At 62.5% G+C, this 24,862-nt stretch carries 16 protein-coding genes; 2 read left to right on the top strand and 14 right to left on the bottom strand.

Annotated elements, in window-relative coordinates:
- Positions 1 to 52 precede the first annotated feature (52 nt).
- The 7 genes from LOY36_RS00750 to LOY36_RS00720 all read right to left on the bottom strand — a co-directional run bounded on the left by LOY36_RS00750 (position 53) and on the right by LOY36_RS00720 (position 14,396).
- Complete coding sequence (locus LOY36_RS00750) at positions 53 to 997, bottom strand: sulfotransferase family protein (RefSeq protein WP_258671876.1); 945 nt, start codon at positions 995 to 997, stop codon at positions 53 to 55.
- Positions 985 to 1,770: an aspartyl/asparaginyl beta-hydroxylase domain-containing protein gene (locus tag LOY36_RS00745; protein WP_258671875.1), complete on the bottom strand. Its 786-nt coding sequence runs from the start codon at positions 1,768 to 1,770 to the stop codon at positions 985 to 987. The genes LOY36_RS00750 and LOY36_RS00745 overlap by 13 nt, the downstream gene beginning before the upstream one ends.
- Complete coding sequence (gene cysC / locus LOY36_RS00740) at positions 1,767 to 2,372, bottom strand: adenylyl-sulfate kinase (protein ID WP_018929393.1); 606 nt, start codon at positions 2,370 to 2,372, stop codon at positions 1,767 to 1,769. Before cysC ends, LOY36_RS00745 begins: the two co-directional genes overlap by 4 nt.
- On the bottom strand, positions 2,356 to 3,870 hold the full coding sequence (locus tag LOY36_RS00735; RefSeq protein ID WP_258671873.1) for a TolC family protein: 1,515 nt from the start codon (positions 3,868 to 3,870) through the stop codon (positions 2,356 to 2,358). Before LOY36_RS00735 ends, cysC begins: the two co-directional genes overlap by 17 nt.
- A gap of 41 nt (positions 3,871 to 3,911) precedes the next feature.
- Positions 3,912 to 11,777 carry an Ig-like domain-containing protein gene (locus LOY36_RS00730; protein ID WP_258671871.1) on the bottom strand — a complete coding sequence of 2,622 codons (7,866 nt, stop codon included), beginning with the start codon at positions 11,775 to 11,777 and terminating at the stop codon, positions 3,912 to 3,914.
- A gap of 50 nt (positions 11,778 to 11,827) precedes the next feature.
- On the bottom strand, positions 11,828 to 12,673 hold the full coding sequence (locus LOY36_RS00725; protein ID WP_018929397.1) for a sulfotransferase: 846 nt from the start codon (positions 12,671 to 12,673) through the stop codon (positions 11,828 to 11,830).
- A gap of 151 nt (positions 12,674 to 12,824) precedes the next feature.
- Positions 12,825 to 14,396 carry a glycosyltransferase family 39 protein gene (locus tag LOY36_RS00720; protein WP_258671870.1) on the bottom strand — a complete coding sequence of 524 codons (1,572 nt, stop codon included), beginning with the start codon at positions 14,394 to 14,396 and terminating at the stop codon, positions 12,825 to 12,827.
- Positions 14,397 to 14,671: 275 nt separating this feature from the next.
- On the opposite strand from LOY36_RS00720, the gene LOY36_RS00715 reads away from it, so the two are divergent.
- Positions 14,672 to 15,259, top strand: a complete 588-nt coding sequence (locus LOY36_RS00715) for a phage tail protein (RefSeq protein WP_018929399.1) — start codon at positions 14,672 to 14,674, stop codon at positions 15,257 to 15,259.
- A gap of 56 nt (positions 15,260 to 15,315) precedes the next feature.
- Positions 15,316 to 15,627, top strand: a complete 312-nt coding sequence (locus LOY36_RS00710; protein WP_019651576.1) for a DUF6916 family protein — start codon at positions 15,316 to 15,318, stop codon at positions 15,625 to 15,627.
- A 122-nt stretch (positions 15,628 to 15,749) separates the two neighbouring features.
- Here LOY36_RS00710 and LOY36_RS00705 read toward each other — a convergent pair whose 3' ends face one another.
- The 7 genes from LOY36_RS00705 to LOY36_RS00675 form a co-directional block, all read right to left on the bottom strand.
- Positions 15,750 to 16,247: a GNAT family N-acetyltransferase gene (locus LOY36_RS00705; RefSeq protein ID WP_258671869.1), complete on the bottom strand. Its 498-nt coding sequence runs from the start codon at positions 16,245 to 16,247 to the stop codon at positions 15,750 to 15,752.
- 12 nt (positions 16,248 to 16,259) lie between these two features.
- Positions 16,260 to 18,356, bottom strand: a complete 2,097-nt coding sequence (locus LOY36_RS00700) for a biotin/lipoyl-binding protein (protein WP_258671868.1) — start codon at positions 18,354 to 18,356, stop codon at positions 16,260 to 16,262.
- The gene (locus tag LOY36_RS00695; RefSeq protein WP_258671867.1) at positions 18,357 to 19,676 is read right to left on the bottom strand and encodes an efflux RND transporter periplasmic adaptor subunit; all 1,320 of its coding nucleotides are present in this window, start codon (positions 19,674 to 19,676) and stop codon (positions 18,357 to 18,359) included.
- Positions 19,673 to 20,455, bottom strand: a complete 783-nt coding sequence (locus LOY36_RS00690) for an efflux RND transporter periplasmic adaptor subunit (protein ID WP_026331885.1) — start codon at positions 20,453 to 20,455, stop codon at positions 19,673 to 19,675. The genes LOY36_RS00695 and LOY36_RS00690 overlap by 4 nt, the downstream gene beginning before the upstream one ends.
- A gap of 124 nt (positions 20,456 to 20,579) precedes the next feature.
- Positions 20,580 to 22,148: an efflux transporter outer membrane subunit gene (locus tag LOY36_RS00685; protein WP_258671865.1), complete on the bottom strand. Its 1,569-nt coding sequence runs from the start codon at positions 22,146 to 22,148 to the stop codon at positions 20,580 to 20,582.
- On the bottom strand, positions 22,145 to 23,215 hold the full coding sequence (locus LOY36_RS00680) for an HlyD family secretion protein (RefSeq protein ID WP_019651581.1): 1,071 nt from the start codon (positions 23,213 to 23,215) through the stop codon (positions 22,145 to 22,147). The genes LOY36_RS00685 and LOY36_RS00680 overlap by 4 nt, the downstream gene beginning before the upstream one ends.
- 26 nt (positions 23,216 to 23,241) lie before the next feature.
- Entirely contained in the window at positions 23,242 to 24,780 is a 1,539-nt protein-coding gene (locus LOY36_RS00675) for an MFS transporter (RefSeq protein ID WP_258671863.1), read from the bottom strand.
- Between the last annotated feature and the right edge of the window lie 82 nt (positions 24,781 to 24,862).

Raw genomic sequence — 24,862 nt, 5'->3', positions numbered from 1 at the left:
TCTGCGACTTCTACGCAGCCGAGCGGGAGCAAGCTCCCTCGCCACAAAAAGATTATATTTCGCGCAATTGTTCCAACGCCTCATACGGTTCCCGCGCCCAGTGTTCCACCCGTTCACGAAGCAACGCCGAGGCTTCGCGACGCTTGTCATCGCCGTCGCCGACAAACACCTGCGACGGCTGCTTGGCATGTTGCCCCACTGCCGCAAACACCTGCCGGCGCTGCTCGATGTCCAACGCAAAGAACGCCGCCAACCGCCCCGCCATCGCCTGCGGCAGTTCGCTGTAATTCACCGCCCAGCCGCCAAATACCTGGCATTGCGCCAACCCCAACGCCAGCAACCGCCCCAACCGCCGAGCGATGTAATCCTCACGGCCGCTGAATGGAAATTCGTCATCCAGCACACTGGTACCGATCATCCCCGGCACCATGTGCACGCCCGGACGACGCAGATGCGAGACAGCAATTTCCAGCGGATCGCGATAAAGAAACAGCCACGGTGTTTCAGGGAAGCACTCGCGCAGTAACGGCAGTTCACCGATGTTCCAGGCGTCGAGTTTGATCACCAACCGTTGCTCCACGCCACGTCGACATTGCCCGTAGGCCGACAGTAACCCTTTGATCGCCGCACGGCGCTCGACGGCAGGCAAATCGCTGCGTAGCAACGCGTCCAGTGGCGGGGGTTCGCTGATGACAATGTGGTTGTCGAGTTGCGCCAGCATCTGACTGACCAGGGTCGAGCCACAGCGGGAGGCGTGAAAAATAAAGGCGCTCGGCGTCAGGCCGGGACTGCAAGCCCGCCAGTCCGCGAGGGTCGACAATGCCGTTTTTCGGCGAAATGCCTGATTGAACGGCAACCGCAGCGCATCCTCCACGGCGTCACGAAAAAACGGCTGATGCAGCCGCGTGTCACCGAACCAGCACCAATCGACTTGCCATTGCCCAGCCTCTTGCCACACGCGAATTGGCAACCAGCCTTCGAGGTTCAGGCGCTCCATTGTTCAGTCCACTGGCGGCGACCATCGCGCATCGCCGCACGCAATTCTTCGCGGGTGAACACAAGACCATGCTCGGCAGCCAGCACCAGAGTGCGGGCGACAAAGGCTTCGTTGTCCCGCAATCCCTGCAAGGTCTTGCACAGCTGCGGATCGCTGGCCAGCAGTGCGTTGAATTGCTCTAAAGCTTGATGACCGACCAGCGGCGACGGCGTGGTTGCCACCCCATCGATAATCGCCTGCTCCAGCCAGGCACCGGGCCGGCAATCGAGCACCAGATGAATTCGTGTCTGGGTATCGCGATTGTCCACGCGATGAGGTCGCGCCAGGTCGAGGTACCAGCACTCGCCGGCGGCCATCGGCATGCGCTGGCCGTCCAGCATGAAGTCCACTTGAGGGGGGCTGAGCAGCGGGATGTGCAGACGCAAGTCCGCATCCGGCTCGCCCAGGTCATAGTCACGATGCTCATGGATACGCCCGCCCGGGCCAAGTCGCAACAGGCGCGCGCAGACGATCTGCAGCGGCAGATCCCGCAGCCCTTGCTGCCATCGACCATCCTGTCGCCAGGGTTCGCGCAATCGAGGTTCACCGCTTCCGGGTGCCAGCTCGGTCAAGGCATCGGCCGCAGAAATCAGCGCCACGCCGCTCCAGTCGCCGGTGTAGTAAGCGCTGTTGAAGTGACCGTGCCAGTTGTCCTCACCGATCGCCGCCAGCGCCTGCAACAGCAACGGCAAATCCACCGTCACCGGCAATCGGGAGAATGCCGGCCGGCTCATCGTTTCGGCAGCACCGCGCATTCGCCGAGCCAAGTCAGCAAACGGTCAAGACAGGCCTCGACCGATTGCGCGCCCGTATCGAGCACCAGCGACGCACACGGCGGTGGCTCGTAAGGCGCGGAGACACCAGTGAACCCCGCCAACTCACCCCGTCGAGCCCGGGCGTAGTGACCTTTGGGATCACGCTGTTCACACACCGTCAAAGAGGCGCTGCACCAGACTTCGCGGTAATCCTCGCCCAGCCGTCGGGCAAACAGTTCGCGCAACTCCACCAAGGGCGCGATCATCGCGAGGATGACAATCTGCCCATTCTCGACCAACAGCGCCGCCACTTCGCTGGCGCGGCGGATGTTTTCCAGGCGATCACTGTCGGTGAACCCCAGATCGCGATTGAGCCCGACCCGCAGTCCATCGCCATCGAGCACCACACTCTGCACGCCATGTTCGAACAGCTCGGCGTGCAGTGCCTGGGCCAATGTCGACTTGCCCGCGGCCGGTAAACCGGTCAGCAGAATCGCCGTGCCGCGATGGCCGTTGCGGGCCTCCCGTTGGGCGCGGCTGATGCTCGCCGTCGGCGCCAGCAGGTTAGCGGACCGGGGCATGGGCCACCGGTACCGTGATATCGCCCGCCGCCCATGCCGCTTCGCGATTGGCCAGTGCGGTGGCGATGGACTGGACTTCGGTAGATTGCACCTCGTCCGGCAGCGGATCGAGACCGGCGCTGGCGAAAATTTGCCCGTAAGCGTTGCGCAGGTCAGCGTAGGACAGGTCGCGACGCAGATCGGCCTGCAACGTGTTCAGCTCGCCCTGGATCAGATCCAGTTCACCCAGCCCGGCCGCCTGATAGCGGTTGCGCAGCTGGCCGATGATTTGCCCGTCGATGTTCGACAACTGCTGATTGGTCTGGAACTGCCGCAGTGCTTCGCGGTAGTTGGCGTTGGCCACGTAGAGCTGGGCCAACACTGCGATGGACATCGCCTGACGGCGTGCCGTGGCGACTTCTTCGCCGGCCTTGGCGACGTCGATCGCGGCGGGTGCGGAAATCACATTGAACAGGTTCCAGGTGACTTTCACCCCGTAATCCGCCCAGCTCTGTTCCACCAAAAACGAGTTGCTGTCGTAATGCCCGCCAGCGGAGAACTCCAGCCCTGGTAACAGGCGCAGCATGGCTTTGCGGGTTTCGGCCGCGCTGATGCGGGTCTGGTAATCCTGCTCGCGCAACTCCGGCCGACTGGTCAGGGCTTCCTGCTCCAGGCTGGCGAGGTCGACCTTGAGCTCCGGAATGACGTAATCGTCCTGGGTCGCCAGCGTCAGCTCGGTATTCAGTGGCAGGTTGATCAGGGTTGCCAACTCGGTTTTTGCCAGCGACAGCGCGCGGCGTTGCTCTTCCAGTTGCCGGGTGGCTTCGATCAGCGAGCGCTGATAAGCCAACGACTGGATCGGATCGCCGATACGCTGTTGGCTCATGCTCTGGCTATTCTCACGGGCGGTATCGACCCGGGCCATCAGGCTGTCGATTTGCTTGAGCAAACGCTCGGCGGCCACGGCTCGCCAATAGGCCGAGCGCACGTCCTGGACAATGGTGTTGATCACCTTGCGCCGACGTTCCTGCACGATCAGCCGCTGATCACCCTGCTGCTTGGCGCTGATGTAGCTGACGCCGAAGTCGAGCACGTTCCAGACCATGGTCAGGTCCGCCACGTCACGGTCGCGGTCTTGGGAGGTCGACGGTTCCAGAGACTGGGTGCCGGTGCGCACGCTCTGGCTGCTGGAGGCGTTGACGTTGTTGCGCCCCACGTAACCGGCATCCAGCGCCATGCGCGGCAGCATGTCGAAACTGGCGAGGTCGAGTTGGCGCTTGGCCAGGGCTTCTTCCATGATCTTCAGCCGGCCTTCGAGGTTGTATTTCACCGCTCGGGCCATGGCCTGGTGCAGGGTCAGCGGGCCGCTGAGGGGCTCCTGCCCCTTGTACATGTTTTGCAGATCGCTTTTGGCGCGCTGTTGGCTGACGCTGCGTTCGATCGGTTGACTGGTGACTGCACATCCGCTGATCGCCAGCGCCAGCAGGCTGGCGCCGAACAATTTATGACTTCTTTTCATCCTTGTATTGCCCCCAGTGCCGTACTGCTTTAATGGTTTTTTCAGGCCTGCATTTCACTGATACCGACCTGTTGCAAAGCCGCGGCCAGGCTGTCGACCTGCCGTTGCTCGGTGTCTTTGAGCTGTTGTAATTGCTGGCCAAGAGTCGGTGCGCCAAACACGCCGCGCAGCCCTTGGGAAGCATCCCCCGCTCTGATTGACTGATTACCAAAGGTATTCAGCGAATCCCCCTCGCTACTGGTGGCCTGATTGAACAGGCTCGACAGCGTGCTGCTGCCGAAGACCCCGCCATCGCCCCCGCCAAAGCCGAGGAAGCCGTGGCCTGAGCCATCGCCACCGTTGTCGCTGCTGGTGAATACCTGGGCAATAAAACTCGGCGTCAGCGCCCCGTGGTTTATGAAAATGTCGCCCAGAGGCCGAATGCCATTGCCCATCACCCGTTGTTCAAACAACGGGGCAAAGGTCAGTGGCGAGCCGAGATCGCCAGTGGGCGGGGTGAAGATGATCGGTTGCAATGGCACGTTCGGTGGATCGGCCACGACCACCGGTGTCAACACCAAGGGCGGGGGCGTCGGTACGGTGTTGATCGTGTAGTTATTGGATACCGCGACGCTGGCGCCCAGGTTGCCTGCCAGGTCCGTCACATTGCTGGTGTCCAGCGCAATGAAGTTACTCGGGTCGGTAATGTTCGCGGCGGGCGTGAAGGTGCCGGTCCAGGTCTTGCCGCCGTCGCTGCTGGCCAGATTGGTCAGTTCACCGTTGGTCACGCTCAAGTCCGACAAATCGAAGTTGCTGACCGCTTCGCTGAACGTGAAGGTCACCAGCGTCGTCTGACCAATCCCCAGCACCGGGTTGGCAACCACGATGCTGACGGTCGGGCGGGTCGCATCCAGCGCATAGTTGTTGGAGATGGCGATGCTGGCGCCGGCATTGCCCGCGGCGTCGAGCACATTGCCGGTGTCGAGCAGGATCAGGTTGGTCGCATCATTGATGCTTGCGGTCGGTGTGAGTGTGGCGGTCCAGGTCACTCCGCCGTCGCTGCTGGCCAGGTTGGACAACACGCCATTGGCCACGCTGAGGTCGGACAGGTCGAAACCGGACACCGCTTCGCTGAAGGTAAAGGTCACCGTGGTGGTCTCGCCGATCCCCAGTTTATTGTCCGCGACCACAATGGTCGCGGTCGGGCGCACGGTGTCGATGGCGTAGTTGTTGGAATCGGTCACGCCGACACCGCTGTTGCCCGACCCGTTGGTCACTCCGCTGTTGTCCAGACTGATCAGGTTAGTGGTGTCCGTCACACTGGCCGCAGGCGTAAAGGTCGCGGTCCAGGTCACACCGCCATCGCTGGACGAAACATTGCTGAGGGTGCCGTTGGCAACCGTCAGGTCAGCGTTGGTGAAACCGCTCACCGCTTCGCTGAAGGTAATGGTCACCAGCGATGTTTCACCGGCCTTGAGGGCACTGTCGGCAACTACGATGGTGGCGGTCGGCACCTGGGTTTCCACCACATAGTTGGCCGAGTTGGTGGTGCCCGCTCCGGTGTTGCCGGCCAGGTCCGAGACGCCGCTGTTGTTCAGGGTAATGATGTTGCTGGCGTCGGTAACCCCGGCAGTCGGGGTGAAGGTCGCGGTCCAGGTGATGCCGCCGTCGCTGCTGCTCACCGCACTCAAGGTACCGTTGGCGACGCTCAAGTCACTGTTGTCGAAACCCGTCACCGCTTCGCTGAAGGTGATGGTCACCAGGGCGGTTTCCCCCGGTTTCAGGGTCGAATCACTTAACACGATGGTGGCCGTCGGACGCTGGCTGTCGATGGCGTAGTTGTTGGAGTCGGTAGTGCCGCTGCCGGTATTGCCAGCCACATCGGCCACCCCGGTGTTGTCCAGGGTGATCACGTTGGTCGTATCGGTGATGCTCGCCGCCGGCGTCAGGGTGGCGGTCCAGGTGATGTTATCGCTGGTGCTCAGACTGCTCAGGGTACCGTTGCTCACCGTCAGGTCGGCGATGCTGAAGCCGGTCACCGCCTCGGAGAAGGTGATCGTCACCACTGATGTCTGACCCACCGCCAGCGCCGAGTCCGCGACCACGATGGTGGCCGTCGGGCGCACGGTATCAATGGCGTAGTTGTTGGAGTCGGTGGTGCCGCTGCCGGCGTTGCCCGAGGCGTTTTGCACACCGCTGTTATCCAGGGTGATGACGTTGCTGGTGTCGGTGATGGCGCTGGTCGGGGTGAAGGTCGCGATCCAGGTGATACCGCCGTCGCTGCTGCTCACCGCAGTGAGCGTACCGTTGGCAATCGTCAGGTCGGCGTTGGTAAAACCGCTCACCGCTTCGCTGAAGGTGATCGTCACCAGCGACGTTTCACCGATTTTCAACGCATTGTCGGCCACCACGATGGTCGCCGTCGGCAGCACCGTATCGATGGTGTAGTTACCGGAGTTGGTGGTGCCGCTGCCGGTGTTGCCCGCCAGATCGCTGACCCCGGTGTTGTTCAGGGTGATGACGTTGCTCGAGTCATTCACGCCGACGGTCGGGGTGAAGGTCGCGGTCCAGGTGATACCGCCGTCGCTGCTGCTCACCGCCGTGAGCGTACCGTTGGCGATGCTCAGGTCCGCGTTGGTGAAGCCGCTGACCGCTTCGCTGAAGGTAATGGTCACCAGCGAGGTTTCGCCGGCAGTCAGCGTCGTATCGGCCAGCACAATCGTGGCGGTCGGACGAACAGTGTCGATGGCGTAGTTGTTGGAATCGGTGGTGCCGCTGCCAGCATTGCCCGCCAGGTCACTGATCCCGGTGTTGTCCAGGGTGATCAGGTTAGTGGTGTCGTTGATGCTCGCCGAAGGCGTGAAGGTTGCCGTCCAGGTGATGCCGCCGTCGCTGCTGCTCACCGCAGTGAGCGTACCGTTGGCGATGGTCAGGTCGGCGTTGGTGAAACCGCTCACCGCTTCGCTGAAGGTGATGGTCACCAGCGAGGTTTCGCCGATTCTCAACGCCGAGTCCGCGACCACGATGGTGGCCGTCGGGCGCACGGTGTCGATGGCATAGTTGTTGGAATCGGTGGTGCCAGTGCCCACGTTACCGCTGGCGACAGCCTGCACGCCGGTGTTGTCCAGGGTGATCAGGTTGGTCGTGTCGGTGATGCTGGCGGTCGGGGTGAAGGTCGCCGTCCAGGTAATGCCGCCGTCGCTGCTGCTCACCGCCGTGAGCGTACCGTTGGCGATGGTCAGATCAGCGTTGGTGAAACCGCTCACCGCTTCGCTGAAGGTGATCGTCACCAGTGAGGTTTCACCGATTTTCAGCGCATTGTCGGCCACCACGATGGTCGCCGTCGGCAGCACCGTATCGATGGTGTAGTTACCGGAGTTGGTGGTGCCGCTGCCGGTGTTGCCCGCCAGATCGCTGACCCCGGTATTGTTCAGGGTGATGACGTTGCTTGAATCATTCACGCCGACGGTCGGGGTGAAGGTCGCGGTCCAGGTGATACCGCCGTCGCTGCTGCTCACCGCCGTGAGCGTACCGTTGGCGATGCTCAGGTCCGCGTTGGTGAAGCCGCTGACCGCTTCGCTAAAGGTAATGGTCACCAGCGAGGTTTCGCCGGCAGTCAGCGTCGTATCGGCCAGCACAATCGTGGCGGTCGGGCGTACCGTGTCGATGGCGTAGTTATTGGAATCGGTGGTGCCGCTGCCGGCGTTGCCCGCCAAATCGCTGATCCCGGTGTTGTCCAGGGTGATCAGGTTGGTGGTGTCGTTGATGCTGGCGCTCGGGGTGAAGGTCGCGGTCCAGGTGATGCCGCCGTCGCTGCTGCTCACCGCGCTCAACGTGCCGTTGGCGATGGTCAGGTCAGCGTTGGTGAAACCGCTCACCGCTTCGCTGAAGGTGATGGTCACCAGCGAGGTTTCGCCGATTTTCAGTGCCGAGTCCGCGACCACGATGGTAGCCGTCGGGCGCACGGTGTCGATGGCGTAGTTGTTGGAGTCGGTCGTGCCAGTGCCCACGTTACCGCTGGCGGCCGCCTGCACGCCGGTGTTGTCCAGGGTGATCAGGTTGGTCGCGTCGGTGATGCTGGCAGTCGGGGTGAACGTCGCCGTCCAGGTGATGCCGCCGTCGCTGCTGCTCACCGCCGTGAGCGTACCGTTGGCGATCGTCAGGTCGGCGTTGGTAAAACCGGTTACGGCCTGATCGAAGGTGATGGTCACCAGTGAGGTTTCGCCGATTTTCAGTGCGTTGTCGGCTACTACGATCGTCGCGGTCGGCGGGGCGGTGTCGATCACGTAGTTGTTCGAGTTGGTGGTGCCGCTGCCGGTGTTGCCCGCCAGATCACTGACCCCGGTGTTGTTCAGGGTGATCAGGTTGGTGGTGTCGTTGATGCCCGCCGAAGGCGTGAAGGTCGCCGTCCAGGTGATGCCGCCGTCGCTGCTGCTCACCGCCGTGAGCGTACCGTTGGCGATGGTCAGGTCGGCGTTGGTGAAACCGCTCACCGCTTCGCTGAACGTAATGGTCACCAGCGAGGTTTCGCCTGCGGTCAGGGTTGTATCGGCCAGCACAATCGTGGCGGTCGGGCGCACGGTGTCGATGGCGTAGTTATTCGAATCGGTGGTGCCGCTGCCGGCATTGCCCGCCAGGTCGCTGATCCCGGTGTTGTCCAGGGTGATCAGGTTGGTGGTGTCGTTGATGCTCGCCGAAGGCGTGAAGGTTGCGGTCCAGGTGATGCCGCCGTCGCTGCTGCTCACCGCAGTGAGCGTACCGTTGGCAATGGTCAGGTCCGCATTGGTGAAACCGCTCACCGCTTCGCTGAACGTAATGGTCACCAGCGAGGTTTCGCCGATTTTCAGTGCCGTGTCCGCGACCACGATAGTGGCCGTCGGGCGCACGGTGTCGATCGCATAGTTGTTGGAATCGGTGGTGCCGCTGCCGGCATTGCCGACAGCATCGATGACCCCGGTGTTGTCCAGGGTGATCAGGTTGGTCGTGTCGCTGATGCTGGCGGTCGGGGTGAAGGTCGCCGTCCAGGTGATGCCGCCGTCACTGCTGCTCACCGCAGTAAGTGTGCCGTTGGCGATGGTCAGGTCGGCATTGGTGAACCCGGTTACCGCTTCGCTGAAGGTGATCGTCACCAGTGAGGTTTCGCCGATTTTCAGCGCATTGTCCGCCACCACGATGGTCGCGGTCGGGCGGAGCGTATCAATGGCATAGTTGTTCGAATCGGTGGTGCCGCTCCCGGTGTTGCCCGCCAGATCGCTGACCCCGGTGTTGTTCAGGGTGATCAGGTTGGTGGTGTCATTGACGCTGGCCGAAGGCGTGAAGGTCGCGGTCCAGGTGATGCCGCCATCGCTGCTGCTCACCGCCGTAAGCGTACCGTTGACAATCGTCAGGTCCGCGTTGGTGAAACCGCTGACTGCCTCACTGAACGTTATGGTCACTAGCGAGGTTTCACCAATGCTCAGGCTGGTATCGGCCACCACCAGGGTCGCGGTCGGGCGCACGGTATCGATGGCGTAGTTGTTCGAATCGGTGGTACCGCTCCCGGCATTGCCCGCCAGGTCGCTGACTCCGGTGTTGTCCAGAGTGATCAGGTTGGTCGTATCGGTGATGCTGGCGGTTGGGGTGAAGGTTCCCGTCCAGGTGATGCCGCCATCGCTGCTGCTCACCGCCGTGAGCGTACCGTTGGCAATCGTCAGGTCCGCGTTGGTGAGGCCGGTGACCGCTTCATTGAAGGTGATGGTCACCAGCGAGGTTTCGCCGACTTTCAGCGCATTGTCCGCCACCACGATGGTCGCGGTCGGGCGTACGGTGTCGACCGTGTAGTTATTGGAGTTGGTGGTGCCGACGCCGGCGGTGCCCAGGCCGTTTATCACGCCGGTGTTGTCCAGGGTGATGACGTTGGTCGTATCGGAAATACTGGCGGACGGGGTGAACGTTGCCGTCCAGGTGATGCCGCCATCGCTGCTGCTGACGGAGCTCAGGGTGCCGTTGGGGATAGTCAGGTCCGCGTTGGTGAAACCGGTCACGGCCTCGGAAAAGGTGATCGTCACCAAGGACGTTTCGCCGATGCTCAGTGTGGTGTCGGCGACCACAATGGTCGCGGTCGGCGGTGGCGAATACGCGGTGTTGAGTACGCCACCGTCGTTATAGATAGTCGCGAAGGAGGTCGGCGAGGTGCCGGTTGAACCTCCGCCCTGCGCGGTACCGCCTGCACCACTGGCCGCGGCATTACCGGCCAGGGCCGCGAAGTTGGCAGCCGTGATCAGTAGCGTGCCTTTGTTCCAGATCGCACCGACGCCCCGGCCGCCAATGCCGCCATTACTGGCATTGCTGCCTTGGCCACCACCACCGCCACCGCCGCCACCGGCGCCGATGTTGTTGCTGATGGTCGACGTGCCGATGACGGTTATGGTGCCGCTGCTGGCGTTGTAGATCCCGCCCACCGCATTGCCGCCAGCGCCACCTACCTTGTCCCAACCGGCCCCGCCGCCGCCACCGCCAATGGAAATCGTGCCATTGGTGGCCGTCGAACCGTTACCGCCGTTGCTGTAATAGGAAACGCCCACCCCGCCAGCACCGCCAGTGGTGGTACCGCCGCGACCGCCCATATGGGTGGCGTCATAACCGCCGCCATAACCACCGACACCGGCGCTGCCCGCCTGGCCGCCCAATGTGCCGGTGCCCGGCCCTGCCGAACCGCCGTGCCCGCCGCCCTGGCCGCCCAAACCGCCACCGCCACCGCCGCCACCGCCGTAAAAAGCGCCCGTGACACCGCCGCCGCCACCACCACCGGAAGCGGCGTTGGAGGTCACGGTAACGTTTTTCAGGGTCAGTATCCCTGCGTTGAAAATCCCCCCCGCCATCGCGCCCGTGGCACCGTAGCCACCGTTGCCACCGTTGCCCGCCACCAGGCCGCGGGTGATCACCAGGCCATCGAGTGTCACGATGCTGCCAGACGCCACTTCAACCACTCGGGTCTTGTACTGACCATCGAGAGTCACATCTGCCACACCGTCGTTGTTCAAGTCGCCATCAACGTAGACGTTCTTGTTGATCAGCAACTCGGAGGTCAACTGCACCGTCATGCCGGTGCTGAATGTGACGATATCGCCGTTCTGCGCCGAGGCGAGGGCGGCACGCAACGAGCCGACGCCCGTGTTGGCGTTGTTGGTGGCGGTCCAGGTGGCCAGGCCCCAGTGATAATCGTTCATGGCCGTGGTCGAGAGCACGTTGGCGCTTTCGATGTTGCCGGTGGCAATTTCCAGATTCCAGTCGCCACCGACCCCGGTGCGGTTGCTGGAAGCGGCGATATCACGACCGGTCAGTTGCGCCAGCGAGTCGACGAAACTCAAGCCGCGCTCACCTTCGGCGGTGTAGCAGCCGTAGATCAAGATGTCGCCGCCGACGTTCATGTCCTTGCCGATTTCCGCCAGCACGGCGCTGCGGGCCGCGACGTTATCGGCCGACAGATAACTGTTACCCAGCCACAGATCGCCTGCGTTGCCGTGGGCGATGATCTGCACCGAACTGATGCCTTGATGGGTATCGAGGTAGTCGGCAATCTGCTGCAAGCCGTCCTTGCTCGCGTCCAGCTGAACCACCTGAGTGCCAGGCGCGACGCCTTTAAGCAGGCTGTCGGCGTCCTTGACCCGCGAATCGACGAACACCACGCTTTGCCCCGGCACCGCGACAGGTGTCGGGGTTGGCGTGGCATCGGCCTGGCCGTGGGTGTCCTTGCTGGCGACCGGCTGATCGGCAGTCGGTGCCTTGACCGCGTCGGCCGTGGTATGGCTGTCAGCCTGGGCAGTATCGGCCACCGTGGCGGCCACCGCGCCGTCGAACAGCATGCGCGGCTCCAGGGACATAATCATTGGCGAGGCCAGCGCTCGTGCGCCTTCGGTAACCCGCGACTTGCCTTTGCTCCACCACATGCTGCTCACCCGGACTCGAACTTTTTGACAGGCTAATGAAAACGCCGCGATCAACTGATCGCGGCGTCGGCTTTCATACGAATGACATTGGCGGCGCTGGCTGAGCCATCGAGCCAAAAGGACAACTCGGCGTATTGCTTGAACAAATCCGGCGGCAGGATCGTGCGCCTGGACTGCAATTGGACCTTGGCCTTCACCTTATGCAGCCCCGAGAGGCCAAGGGCCTGGTCGAATTCCGGCGCGTCGTAGGCCAAATGATCGAAATCATGTTCGAACCAGGGTTCACCGATGAAGTCGTAGACCAGCCGCATCACCCGCTCTGGCGCCTGGCTCAGCAGGTCGTAATCGATGATCAGCAGTGAGTCGGCGTGTTCGCCGTAATAGGCTTCCTTGAGGGCGGCCCAGGAAAACCCCACCAGCCGATTGCGCTGGGCCAGGGTTTCGCAGCGGCTGTAGACCGTGTTGCGTTCGACTGCATCGCCGAACAACTTGGTGTTTTCGAAGGGATTGGCGCGGTACAGGCGCTCGATGCTGTCCATGACCCAGGCGACATTGCGCACACAGGCAATGATCTTGGCTTGAGGGAACAGATCGCTGATCGCCGGCAGGCGCGAACTCCACAAGCGATTGGTGTCGAACACCACCGGTTTGTCGGCCTTGTCGGCATAGTAAGAATCGAACAAGCCACGCAACAGGCGGCGACGCAGGTCGGTGTCGATCACCGCGCCGAATTCGCTGCCGGCGCTGCATTGCTCCAGAACGCCGGAAAAGAGTGCGCCCACGGGGCTGGTCATGCCGGCATGAAAGCGCGGATTCTGCAAAAGAATGGCAGAAAGCAGGGTCGAGCCCGAGCGCGGCAAGCCGGAGATAAAGTGGAATTGTTGCAATCCATTCACCCGTCATTCAGTCCTTTGTACGACGGAGCGTAGACCATGAATGGCCCTACAGCTAGTGGTGTTTTGATATCAAATCGGAGCTAAATCGACTGGAAAACGCAGTTTATATAACTGTTTAAAAGTTGAATCGTTTAAGCCCTGAAACCACGAATTACTTCAGCACATACAAGCGTGCCACGGCGCCTCCCCCCCGGGCTTCGTCGACGCGTCGCCAGCCCGCGGGCAATGGAGCGAACTCGTCCGCCCCCTCGAGGGTACCGACCAGCCATACCCGACCAGTGCCTTTGGGCAAGGCATCGAGGCTATCCAGGTAGATATCATTGGTCACCAGCGTACCGAAACCGTAGGCGTTCGGCCGGCTCGACCGGCCATCGGCCAATGGTGGCGTGTACAACATCGGTTTGGCGTTGGTCTGGTTGTAATAGACGTAACTCAGGTACCAGAGCATATCGCTGGTGACGATTCGGTCGCCGGGCATGAAGTGCTGGTTCACGTGTTTGGCCATGACGCTGATCTGATCCTCAGTATCCACCGTGGCATTGTTCTTCACCCCCACCAGCTCGACACCGACAAACAGCAGCAGCACGGCCAGCGCCAAGACCTTGAAGTCTGCGTACAAGCGATCGACGGCCAGTGCGACAACCATCGGCAGACCCAAGGCGTAAGCGGTCAGGTAACGCTCGATGAACACCGGCGAGATGAACGACACCGCAAACACCAGCAATAACGGGACCGCGGTGTAGATCACCGCCAGCGCACTGCCACGGAACACACTGCGGTCGCGGGCCAGCGCCACGCCCGCCAGGGCCACCAATGCCAGTGGCAGCGCAATAAAAATCAGCGTGGGCAGGTTCTCGCCATCGTCCTGGATCAGGAGCGACCAGATCATCGACGGCAATGAGTCGAGCATGACGGGGGGCTCCCACCCCACATCACCATTGGCCTTGAGCAGATCCAAGTGCTGGATCAGATCGATCAGGCTGGGCACCCACGGCAGGTACAACAGCACAATCGCCACATTGGCCAGCCACCAGCCCGAGCGCTGAATGTGTCGCAGTCGATACCCTGGCTGTACACGGATCAGGCCCAGATACAACCAGTGACACAGCACGCACAGCGCGGTGAAGTAATGGGTGTAGAACGCCGCTGTCATCAGCAGGGTGTAGATCACCAGATAGCGCGTGCGTTGTGGTCGTTTTATCCAGTACACCAGGGCGATCGTGGCGCCGATCAGCCACGTCCCCAACAGCGAATACATCCGCACTTCCTGGCTATACCGCACCGCCGTCGGCAACAGCGCCAGCAGAACCCCGGCCAGCAACGCGGCGCGGCGGGTCGCGAGCAGGTCCACCAGCCAGACACCGAGCCCGACCGTCGCAATCCCCGGCAGCGCGCTCAGGCAACGAATCGAAAAAATGCCGTCGCCGAACAGCCCGATCCAGCCGTGCAGCAGCATGAAATACAGCGGCGGATGCACATCATGGGCTGCATGCTCCCAGATCCCGGCCAGAGAGTACTGGCTCAACAACAGGCTGGACCCTTCGTCACCCCAGATCGCCGCCGCCGTCAGGTCGTAAAAACGCACCAGCGCAGCCAATGCCAGGATCGGCAGCAGCCAGTGCTCCCGCGCCCACCGCAATAAGCGGCGGGCAGCCGCCCATGAGCCCGGTGTCGCGTGCGGATCCTGAGTGTCACCCAGCGGTGTTTCTCTACGTGCCTCCATTGCCTCCCCTTTTTCGACCTGATGTGCCTCGACCCAATGAGCTTCGACCCAGTGAATACGCAATTTTCTCAAGCACTGTAGGACAGGCTCAGGCCCGTCGTCGATGCTGGCTTTAAGACGGACGACGTCCGGCAATCATTCCGATCAGCGTCTACGCTTTGGCGTGGCGTGACCCAGCCACGGAGATGAACGGAGTCGGCTGATCACTGCGATCCGCCCGGATAACCGGGCCTGCGATGTGACATATCAGACACTAACCTGAGGGATGAGGAACTATGGAAGTATTCATGGGCACTATCCAACCTTTCGCCTTTAACTTCGCCCCCAACGGCTGGGCCCTGTGCTATGGCCAGACGCTGGGGATCTCGCAATACCAGGCGCTTTTCTCACTGCTGGGAACCTACTATGGAGGCAATGGCACCACCAATTTCATGCTGCCCAACCTGCAGGGACGCATGCCGATTGCCCAAGGCAACGGCCTGGGCCTGACCCCGCGTGTCATCGGCGAGGTCTCCGGGACCGAAAACGTCACCGCGACCATCAATAACCTGCCCAACCACACCCACGCCCTGTCCGGGCTCACGGCCACCACCACCCTGCAACTGGCCAGCCCGGCGAGCAACCCGGTCACCAACCCGACCGCAACCAACTCGTACATCGGTGCCTCGGGCGGCGGGCCAGGCTCGGCGAGCATCTACTCCGATCAGCAAGGTGCTGCGGCGGTACCGCTCAAGGGCGTCACCAGCACGGTGACGGGGGAAATCTCGTCCGCCGGCAATGGTTTGCCCATGACGGTGATGAACCCGTTCCTGGTGCTCAACTTCAGCATCGCGCTGAACGGGCTGTTCCCTTCGCGTAACTGAGGGTCTGGCCGGGGGATGCACATCCCCCGGCCACTTTTGCTTGATGGAGGGATGCCATGCTGCAACAGGTTCAAAGCCAACACTTTCAGGCACTGCTGGGCAAGACCGGAACGCTGCGGCTGCCAGATGGCAGTGAGCTGCCGATCCATATCGACACCTTGAAAGAAACGCCCCATTCACAGATGCCCAAAAGCGAGCGCATGCCGTTCAGCGTCGAGCTCAACAGCCTGCAACCCACTGACTTTGTCGATGGCTTGTGTGCGCTGGAGTTACCGGAACTGGGCCAGGTGGAAAATATTTTTGTCTCGCGAGTACCGAACATGGGGCGGGATCCCGACGTGGGTTATTTCTACATTGCGTTCAATTGAAGAGTGACGCTGATCGCTTTACGTAGGAGCTGCCGAAGGCTGCGATCTTTTGATTTTGATTTTTTAAGATCAAAAGATCGCAGCCTCGTTTCACTCGGCAGCTCCTACAATCGATTATGGGTTCAGCCTTGGGGATACCACACCAGCCGCTCCGCCGCCGGGTTGCGCTCTTCAACCTGAAACCCCAGCGCCAGGTAATGCTGGCGCGCATGGGGATTGTTGGCCCAGACCACCGTCGCCACCGGGCAGCGAATTTGTTGCGCGGCTTTTTGCACGCCTTGCAGCACCGTCCGCCCGTAACCCCGACCTCGGGCCTGGGGGATGAACGCCAGGTACAGCACGCGAATTTCATTGGGGCCAAAATCCGTGGTCAGTGCGCCGATGGCCGTGTCGAGTTTCTCGATCACGTAATGCATGGCGTTGGGAAAGTTCTCCCCCAGCCCTTGTTCCTGCACGTTGAATTGCTGGGCAACCACCTGTTGGACCACTTCCTGCTCGCCGTCGATCCATTGCAGATCCGGCCGCGCCGCCTGGTAAAGGCTGTGCAGAAAAGGTCCATCGCTGGTGCGCGAAGGCCTGACCACCAAGCCGTCCGCTGCCACTGAATCGCTGCTCGCCATCGCTGTTCTCCCTTAGAAACCGCTTTCCCTGACCCCCAGGGCCGCCATGCGCCGCCAGGCAACGCCCAGCAACGATTCGCCGCTGCCCTGCAACACCACAATGCCGCGCAAAGGTTGCACCGGCGTCGGCGTCTCTTCGAGGACACTCAACCGCGCGCCATACTGCGCCTGCACCGGCTCGGCGCGCTGATGCTCATCCCGGCGCACGGCAATCGGCCCGTGATGATCGGAAGTCAGCGCCTCTTGATCGACATAAGCCGCGCCGTTGGTATCGATTTCGCTTAATTGCACGGCGATCGCCGGGTGCATCGGGTCATCGGCGATGAACCGCCCGCGAGCACCCGAAGCAACACGCCAGAGCTCGGCTTCGGCCAGATAACCGCGCAACCGCGCGCCGTCTTCGACCACCCGCGCCAAAGGATCTTTAGTCGAAAGCCAGCGACCGACCGTTAACTGCGGCAACAGGTCGCGCACCTTGCCGGCGTGGGGCGCGCGCAGTAGCAGTCGCTCACGCTGGGCGACCAGGCCGCGGTATTCAGCCACCGCTTCCGCCAGGCGCTGCTCGACGATTCCGGCGTCGGCCGCGGTTTCGCTGCGGCTGGCCTGACGACGCATCTGCAACTGCTGAATCTGGATCTCGCGGCGGACGATGGCCTGGCGTGAGTCCAGGTCCGGTGATTCCAGCTCGATCAGCACCTCGCCCTGGGCGACAACCTGGCCGTCATGCACATTCACCGTTTTTACCCGCGCCGCCACCGGCGCGTGCAAGGCGCTGGTGTGTCCCGCCTCCAACATCGTCGGCAACTCCACCGCGCTGCGCCACGGCAGCGCCAGCAGCAACAACAGCCCTAACAATGTCAGGCTGCTAAGCAGTACCCGAGGCGTATGCGCCTGTTCGCGACGACTCCACCATTGCCGCCACTCGCTCAGGATCGGCAGGAAGATGAACCACACCAGCTCCACCAGCATCAGGAAGATCCCCAATACCTTGAAGAACAGGTGATAAACCGCCAGCGCAATCCCGAAAAACAACGCCGCGCGCCATAGCCACGAGCCGTATCCCCAGATCAACAACCGCCGCTGCATCCTCGGCGCCCACGGCTCCGGCGCCGGGGCAGCGTAGCCGAACAGGAACTCGCGCAATCGCCAGCGACACAAGGCAAAGGCACGTCCCTGAAGGTTGTCCACTTCCCAGAAGTCGCTGAGCAAGAAGTAGCCGTCGAAACGCATGAACGGGTTGAGGTTGATCACCAGCGTAGTGATCCAGGTCGCACTGGCGAGCATGAACGCCGCCGTGCGCCCGGGGCCATCGGGCAGCAGGGACCAGGCGAGCAGCGCGATACAGGCCAGCACCAGTTCCGCCAGCACCCCGCCGGCGCCGATCAGCAAACGCGCACGTCTATCGTTGACCCGCCAGGCGTCACTGACGTCCGTGTAGAACATCGGCAGCAGCACCATGAACGCCACGCCCATGCTCTGCACCCGACAACCGGCGCGCTTGGCCATGAAGGCGTGGCCGAACTCGTGGCACAGCTTGGCGAAAAACAGCGCCACCGCGAACGCCAGCGCGCCACCGAGGCTGAACAGGTGCGGAAAGGTGGCGATGAATCGCTGCCAGTCCCGCGACACCAGAAACACCCCGAGCCCCAGCGTCGCGGGCAGTCCGTAGCGCAATGCGCGCGGGCCGAAACGCTCCAGCCACGGCCAGACGCGATTGAGAAAGGCGTCCGGACGCCACAGCGGAATCCGGAAAAACAGGTATTGATGCAGCAGGATTTTCCACAGGCTCTGGCGCTGCGCCGCGGCCTTCAGGCTGTAACTGGCGCGCTGCGATGGGTCGAGGGCGCTGATCAGGTCGTGGCCGCGCAAAAAATCCAGCAATTGCTCAAGCGCCGCGCCGTCCAGCGGCAGCCCTGGCTCGCGGTTGGCGGCACGCAGCACCTGCTCGGGATCACCCAGGGACCAATGACGCAGCAAGCGCATCGCCGCCGCGCCGAGTTTGAAATAACGTCCACGCACCGGGTCGGCCAGGGTCCAGCACGGTGACCCGTCGAGGGCCGGCGCCGCCGTCGACAATTGCAGGTCTGCCCGCAGGCTCGGCAGGCTCATCTAAAGGCCCACGCTCTGACGCAACCCGGCCAGCGGTCGACGCAACAGGTACAGCGCCAGCGGCGCACGGTCACCGAAGACTTTCGCCGTGCCACGCAGGCCAATGCGCGGCGGTGCGCCGTCGAATGTCGCATCCAGTCGATAAGCCAGTTGCCCACCAGCTGTTGGCTGCGCTTCATAGGCCGAACGTTCGAGCCTGGCCTGGTGCCGCTGCAGTGGATCGCTGTCGAGAAACAGCGCGACCTGCGCCCCAGGCTCCAGGGCGATCGCATCGCCCACGGCCAATTCGATGCGCAACTCGGCCTGGTTCGGGTCGGCGATTTCCATCAAGCGCTCGCCGGTCTGCACCGGTTTGCCGGTCCAGCGTTCGGCGTCGGCGAACACCGCGATGCCATCCCGCTCGGCACGCACTTCGCTGCGCTTGAGTAGTTCACGGGCGTAATCCCGTTCGGCGCGTTTCTGCTCGACACGTGCGGCCAGCAGATCGATTTTCGAACTGGATTCGGCATCGGCGAAGGAGCGTTGGGAATTGGCCTTGAGTTCCGCTTCGGCAACGCCCAGAGCGCGCTCGGCCACATCAGCCTGAGCCTTGAGCGTGGTGCTTTCGAAGCGCAGTAGCAGGTCGCCGGTCTTCACCGTCTGGTTGGGTTTGACCAGGAACTCGGCGATCACTCCGTCCAGCGGCGCGGCGACCACCCGGCCGCCCAACGGGACGACTTCGGCCGGTGCCAACACCGATTGGCGCACCGGAATCAGTAACCCGAGCAACAACACGGCGACCAGTGCCACCTGACGCTTGCGCGTCCAGCGCAGTCGCCAGGGTTTGCGCGGTTGCAGCGCCAGCCAGGCATGGCTGTAGGTGTCGCCCAGTTGCGACAACAGCACCTGCTCGGCAGGGTTCCATGGCACATCCCGCGCCAGCCACAGCCCGCCGAAGATCTCGCCCTGATGATCAATCAGTGGCAACCAGAACACCTGAGCGGCCGACAGACTTTGCCAGTCAGCCTGAATCGGTTCGCTAAGCAGATCGGGCGCGATCACCCGTGCCTGTTTCAACACCTCAAGCTTGAACAGCTGCGCGACCGCTTGCTCGACAAACGCCACGAACGGCGCATTCGGCTCCACGGCACTGACACCGGTCACCGCCTGCACCTTGCCGGCGATCAACAACGCAGCATGGCGGAAACCGAACAGCGCCTGGCCGTCATTGACCAGGCTGTAAGCCAGCTGCGAAGGATTGCGAGCGGCACGGGTCTGGCGTTCGAGATCAAGAAACCTGGCGAACACCTGCTCCGCGCCGCCCGTTACCGGGGCGTTCACTTGAGCTCCGCGAAACGTGCCGTTCCGCTCATGCCGGCCAACAGACCGCTGGCGTTGGGCAGCGTCGCCACCAGCAGCAAAGTCTGGCTGCCTTCGTCGATCCGCGCGCCGAGACGCTTGACCGTGGCATCCAGCGGCTGACCGGTTTCATCGGGGACAAAACTGAACGTCTGGCCGGGCTTGAGTTTGCCCATCCAGCGTGACGGCACCAACAGGTGAATTTCCAGGGTGCGGTTATCGACCACATCCAGCAACGGCGCGCCGGCGGCAACGCTTTCGTAGCGTTTGACCTTGCGCTCGACGACCTGGCCATCGAACGGCGCGACCACGCTGCAGCGTTTGACCTGAACCTGATAAACCTGAGATTGCGCCTGGGTTTCGCTGACCTTGGCCTCGGCCCGCGCCACTTCAAAGCGCCCCACCGAATTCAACGCCGCCAGTTGCCGGTTATGGGCCAGCTCCTCACCGGCGCCACGGTTGGCGGCCTGAGCCGCGTTGAGCTGAGCCTGATAAGCCGAACAGTCAAACCGCGCCAGGGTGTCGCCCTTTTTGAACGACTCGCCCTCACTGAACGGCAACTCGACAATCCGCCCGGACAACTCACTGGCGAGCACCGCCTGATCCCGGGCTCGCAACACACCACGGGCCTCACTGCTGGCTGACGCGTTACCGCCGACCGCGTTGCTTTCCAGCAACGGATCGTCTGGCGCAGGCGTTTGCGCCTGTACTACGCACGTTACAAAGGTTAATCCCGCAACCCAAATACGAAAACGCCGCATAACCGTAACTCCCTGACGGATGAACGGAGTCTACGACAGCGGGGAGGCTCGTCAAGCGGATGGCCATCATTGGTTGGAGCGCGCGTTGGCGGATAGGTGTTAATTTCCTTACAAACTATCCATATCAACGCTGCGCCATCTCCGCCACCGGATACGCCGACTCCCATCCCCCACCCAACGCCTTGTACAACCCAACCATTGCCAACGACACCCCGGTCGAGCTCTCGACCCACTGCTGCTGGGTCGCCAGCAATTCGCTTTGCACGGTGAGGACGTTGACGAAATCCACCACCCCTTCGACGTATTGCTGTTGCGCGGTGCGCAGGGCGATCTGGTTTTGGCGCACGGCTTCGGCGAGGCTGTCGCGGCGCAATTGGCTGGCGTTGTAGGCGGTGAGTTGATTGTCGATTTCATGCCAGGCCCGCAGCACGGTTTGCTGGTAAGCCAGGGCCGCTTCCTGTTGTTGGGCTTCGCGCAGATGCAACACGCCCCGCAGTCGACCGCCGTCGAACAGCGGCAAGCTCAATTGCGGACCGATGCTGAACGAGCGCGAGCCCCAGGAGCCGAAATCGCTCAGTTGCAGGGCTTGCGAACCGATGTTGCCCGACAGGGTGATTCGCGGATAGAAGTCACCCTTGGCCACGCCGATGCTGGCGGTCGCGGCATGCAGTCGGGCTTCGGTCTGGCGGATATCCGGGCGGCGCTCGGCCAATTGCGACGGCAAGCCGATGGCGACCTGTCGCGGGGTTTGCGGTACCGGGGCGTCTGTGGATAACTCGGCGGACAACGCTTGCGGCGGTTCGCCCATCAACAGGCTCAGCGCGTTGATCAGTTGCGACTGACGCTGCTCCAGCGCCGGTAAACGTGATTCGATGGCCGCGACTTGCGCGGCGGCTTCGGCGACGTCCAGATCCGTCGCCACACCGTCGGCCAGGCGCAGTTGCGAGAGTTTCAAACTATGCCGGGCGACGTCGAGATTCTGCTCGGTGACGGTCCGGGTGCTTTGCACACCGCGCAGTTGAATGTAGTCCTGAGCCGTTTCGGCGAGCACCGACAGCAGCACGCCACGGCGATCGTTTTCCGCCACCTCCAGGGTGGCATCGGCGGCTTCGGTTTCGCGGCGCACACGCCCCCAGAAATCCAGTTCCCAGGAGGCGGAAAAGCCTGCATCCCACAGGTTGTAGGCTGAGTCGCCACTGTTGCCCGACGGATCGTTCAGGCCTTCACCGCTGTTGCGTTTGCGCCCATAGCTGCCGGTGGCGGCGGTGTTGGGATAGCGGTCGGCGGTGATTACCTGGCGCGCGGCGCGGCTTTGTTGCAAACGGCTGCTGGCGAGTTTCAGGTCGAGGTTATCGGTCAGGGCGCGTTGGGTCAGGGCCGAGAGTTTCGGATCGTGGAACACTTCCCACCAGCGTTCGTCCATCTCGTTGGGGACGGCCTGACTGGCGGCGGCTTTGGCCGGTTTCGACCATTGGGCGACTTGCTGCGGCTGAGGGCGCTGGAAGTCCGGGCCGACGGTGCAGGCGTTCAATGAAAACAGACTCAACACAAAAACTACTGAATGAATGCCGACTTTGTGGCGAGGGAGCTTGCTCCCGTTCGAGTGCGTAGCACTCGCAAATTTTGGGTCCGCTTCGCGGCCCAGCGGGAGCAAGCTCCCTCGCCACAGGGATGTGCGATTAGCGAAGTTCATCGTTGTGCGACCTCATGCTCATCGGCCGTAGCGCTGGCAGTATCAATACTCGCCTCCACCGACATCCCCACCCGCAACCGCTCAGCCAATGGCTGGCCTGGATCGAGGATGATTTTCACCGGAATCCGTTGCACAACCTTGGTGAAGTTGCCGGTGGCGTTGTCCGGTTTGACTGACGCGAAGGTCACGCCGGTGGCCGGTGCGATGCTCTCGACGCGTCCCTGCAGGGCTTCGCCACCAAGGCTGTCGACATGCACCTGCACGTCCTGCCCCGGCTGTACGTCGGTCAGTTGGGTTTCCTGAAAATTGGCGACCACATACGCCCGTTCCAGCGGCACCACGGCCAGAATCTTGCTGCCCGGTGTGACATAGGCGCCGACCCGCACCGCGCGCTCGCCGACCATGCCGTCCTGGGGGGCAACGATGCGCGTATAGGACAGTTCATAGCTGGCCATTTCCAGCGCCGCTTGCGCTCGTTTCAGCCCACCTTCGGCGGCATCGCGCTGGGCGGTCAGGATCTCCACTTGTTTGCGTTCCGCCGCCAGCACCGCTGTGGCATTGGCCAACCGGGCGGTGGCCTGATCGATGCGCGTGCGCGCCTGCTGGGCATTCTGCACGGTGCCGGCGCCCACCCCGGCGAGGTGGTTGTAGCGGTTCAGTTCATGCTCGGCGAAAGCCATCTCCGCCTTCGCCGAAACCACCGTAGCCTGGGCCTGAGCGATCACCGACGTCTGGCGCTCCAGGGTTGCCCTGGCGTTTTGCAGCTGCGCCCTGGCCACCAGGGTTTGCGCGTCGGCGGCCTCGGCGGCAGCGCGCAGGTCGCGGTCGTCGATCAACGCCAGCAACTGCCCGGCCTTGACCTGTTGGTTGTCCTCCACCAGCACTTCCTTGATGAATCCCGCCACGCGCGGCGCCACCAGGGTGAAGTCCGCCGAGACGAAGGCATCGTTGGTGCTTTGCTGTGTACGCTTGCCGAACAAGCCCGGCGCCACCAGGTAAATCAACACGCCGACCACCATCGCTGCGGCAACGCCGACAGCGACTTTTTGCTTTGATTGAGTCGTCATAAAAACCTTCTGTTCCAGTGAAGCGTTCAAGTTGGCGCGCGCGGTGGATAAATCCGCGTCGGCAGCCAGAAAATCAGCAGGATCAGCGCCACGGCGACGCCAGCCATGCACAGATAAAGATCGGAAGAAGTCAGCACCACGGCCTGCTGATGCAGTCGGTGAGCGAGGCCCGCGCTGGCGCCATCAGCCAGAGGCGAGTTACCGAGGTTGTCCACCAGCACGGTCGAGTGAAAATGCAGCCTTGCGGTGGTCAGCGCGTCGATCACACCGGTGGCGATCACCGCCGCCAGGCCTTTCACGGTGTTGAACCAGGCCGAGGCGAACGGCCCTTCCATCGGGGTGATGCTGCCGGTGGAGAGCATCAACAGCGGCAGCACGGCCATGGGTTGACCGAAAATCTGCAGCCATTGCAGGACATAGAAATCGTCACGAATCCACGCCGACGTCAGCTGCGAGCCGCCGATGCAAGACAGCGCCAGCATGCTCAGGCCGATCCCCAGCACCCAACGGCAATCGACCCAACGCAGGTTGCACAGCGCCGCCACCAACGGCAGCGCGATCAACTGTGGCAACGCTGCCAACAGCATGATTGGCGCCGTCTGCAGCGGGCGATAACCCTGGACCTGAGCCAGGTAACTGGAGGGAATGATGACCACAGCGAGCAACACCACCAGCACGCCGGCCAGGGTCAACAACGCGAACGACAGGTTGCGGATACCGAGCATCTGCAATTTGAAGAACGGAATCGGTTGCGACCACTCGTTGATCAGGAACAGCACCAGCAGTAGCAGCCCGCCGCCGAGCAGTGCGCAGATCAGGCTCGACTCGAACCAGTCCAGCCGATTGCCTTGCAGGATGCCGATCACCAACATGCAGATCGCCGGAAACCCCAGTAGCAAGCCACGCCAGTTGAATGACTTGAAGCGTTCCAGACGCAGCGGATCCTGGGGTAGACCGTAAGCCACCGCCGCCATGGCAATCAGGCACGGCACGACGATTTGCCAGAAAGTCCATTGCCAGCCGACGTACTCGGTCCACAACCCGGCCAGCGGCGTGCCGAGACCAGGGCCGAAGGTTGCCGTCAGGGCATAACCGGCCAGACCATAGAGCTTCACGTTGGCCGGCAGGAACCGCAGCGCAACGGTCATCAGCATCGGCGGCAACGCACCACCGGCCAGGCCTTGCAGGGTGCGCATGACCAGCAAGCTTTCATAATTCGGAGCAAACGGGCTCAGCACGCCCAACAGGGTGAAGACGCTGATGGCGCACAGGGTGAAACGCCGCAACGAGAACGTCACCGAACACCAAGGGGCAAATGCCATGGCGGCCACCGAGGTCGCGGTGTAGCTGGCAACCAGCCAGGTGCCTTCGTCGTAGCCGATGGCCAACGCACCGCGAATGTCGGCCAGGGCGACCTTGGTCACCATCTCGTTCAGGCCCGACACCAACACCGCCAGCAACACGCCCACCAGGCCGATGATGATTCTCGGGCCGAAGACCGGTGGTGCGACGGCGGTCGCAGGTTTGGCCGCGACGAGAGGTGCCGTTGCCGCGAGGGAAGTCATGTACTGCACGCTCCGGAAGGGGGATTCCGAAGTATTTTAGGAAGTGCGAGAGCTTACGAAAATTGACTTATTGGCAGCTTAT

The sequence above is a fragment of the Pseudomonas sp. B21-019 genome (genome assembly GCF_024749225.1).
In the GTDB taxonomy this organism is placed as follows: domain Bacteria; phylum Pseudomonadota; class Gammaproteobacteria; order Pseudomonadales; family Pseudomonadaceae; genus Aquipseudomonas.
The sequence above is the reverse complement of the archived record's forward strand: the minus strand, read 5'-3'. Positions and strand labels throughout refer to the sequence as shown.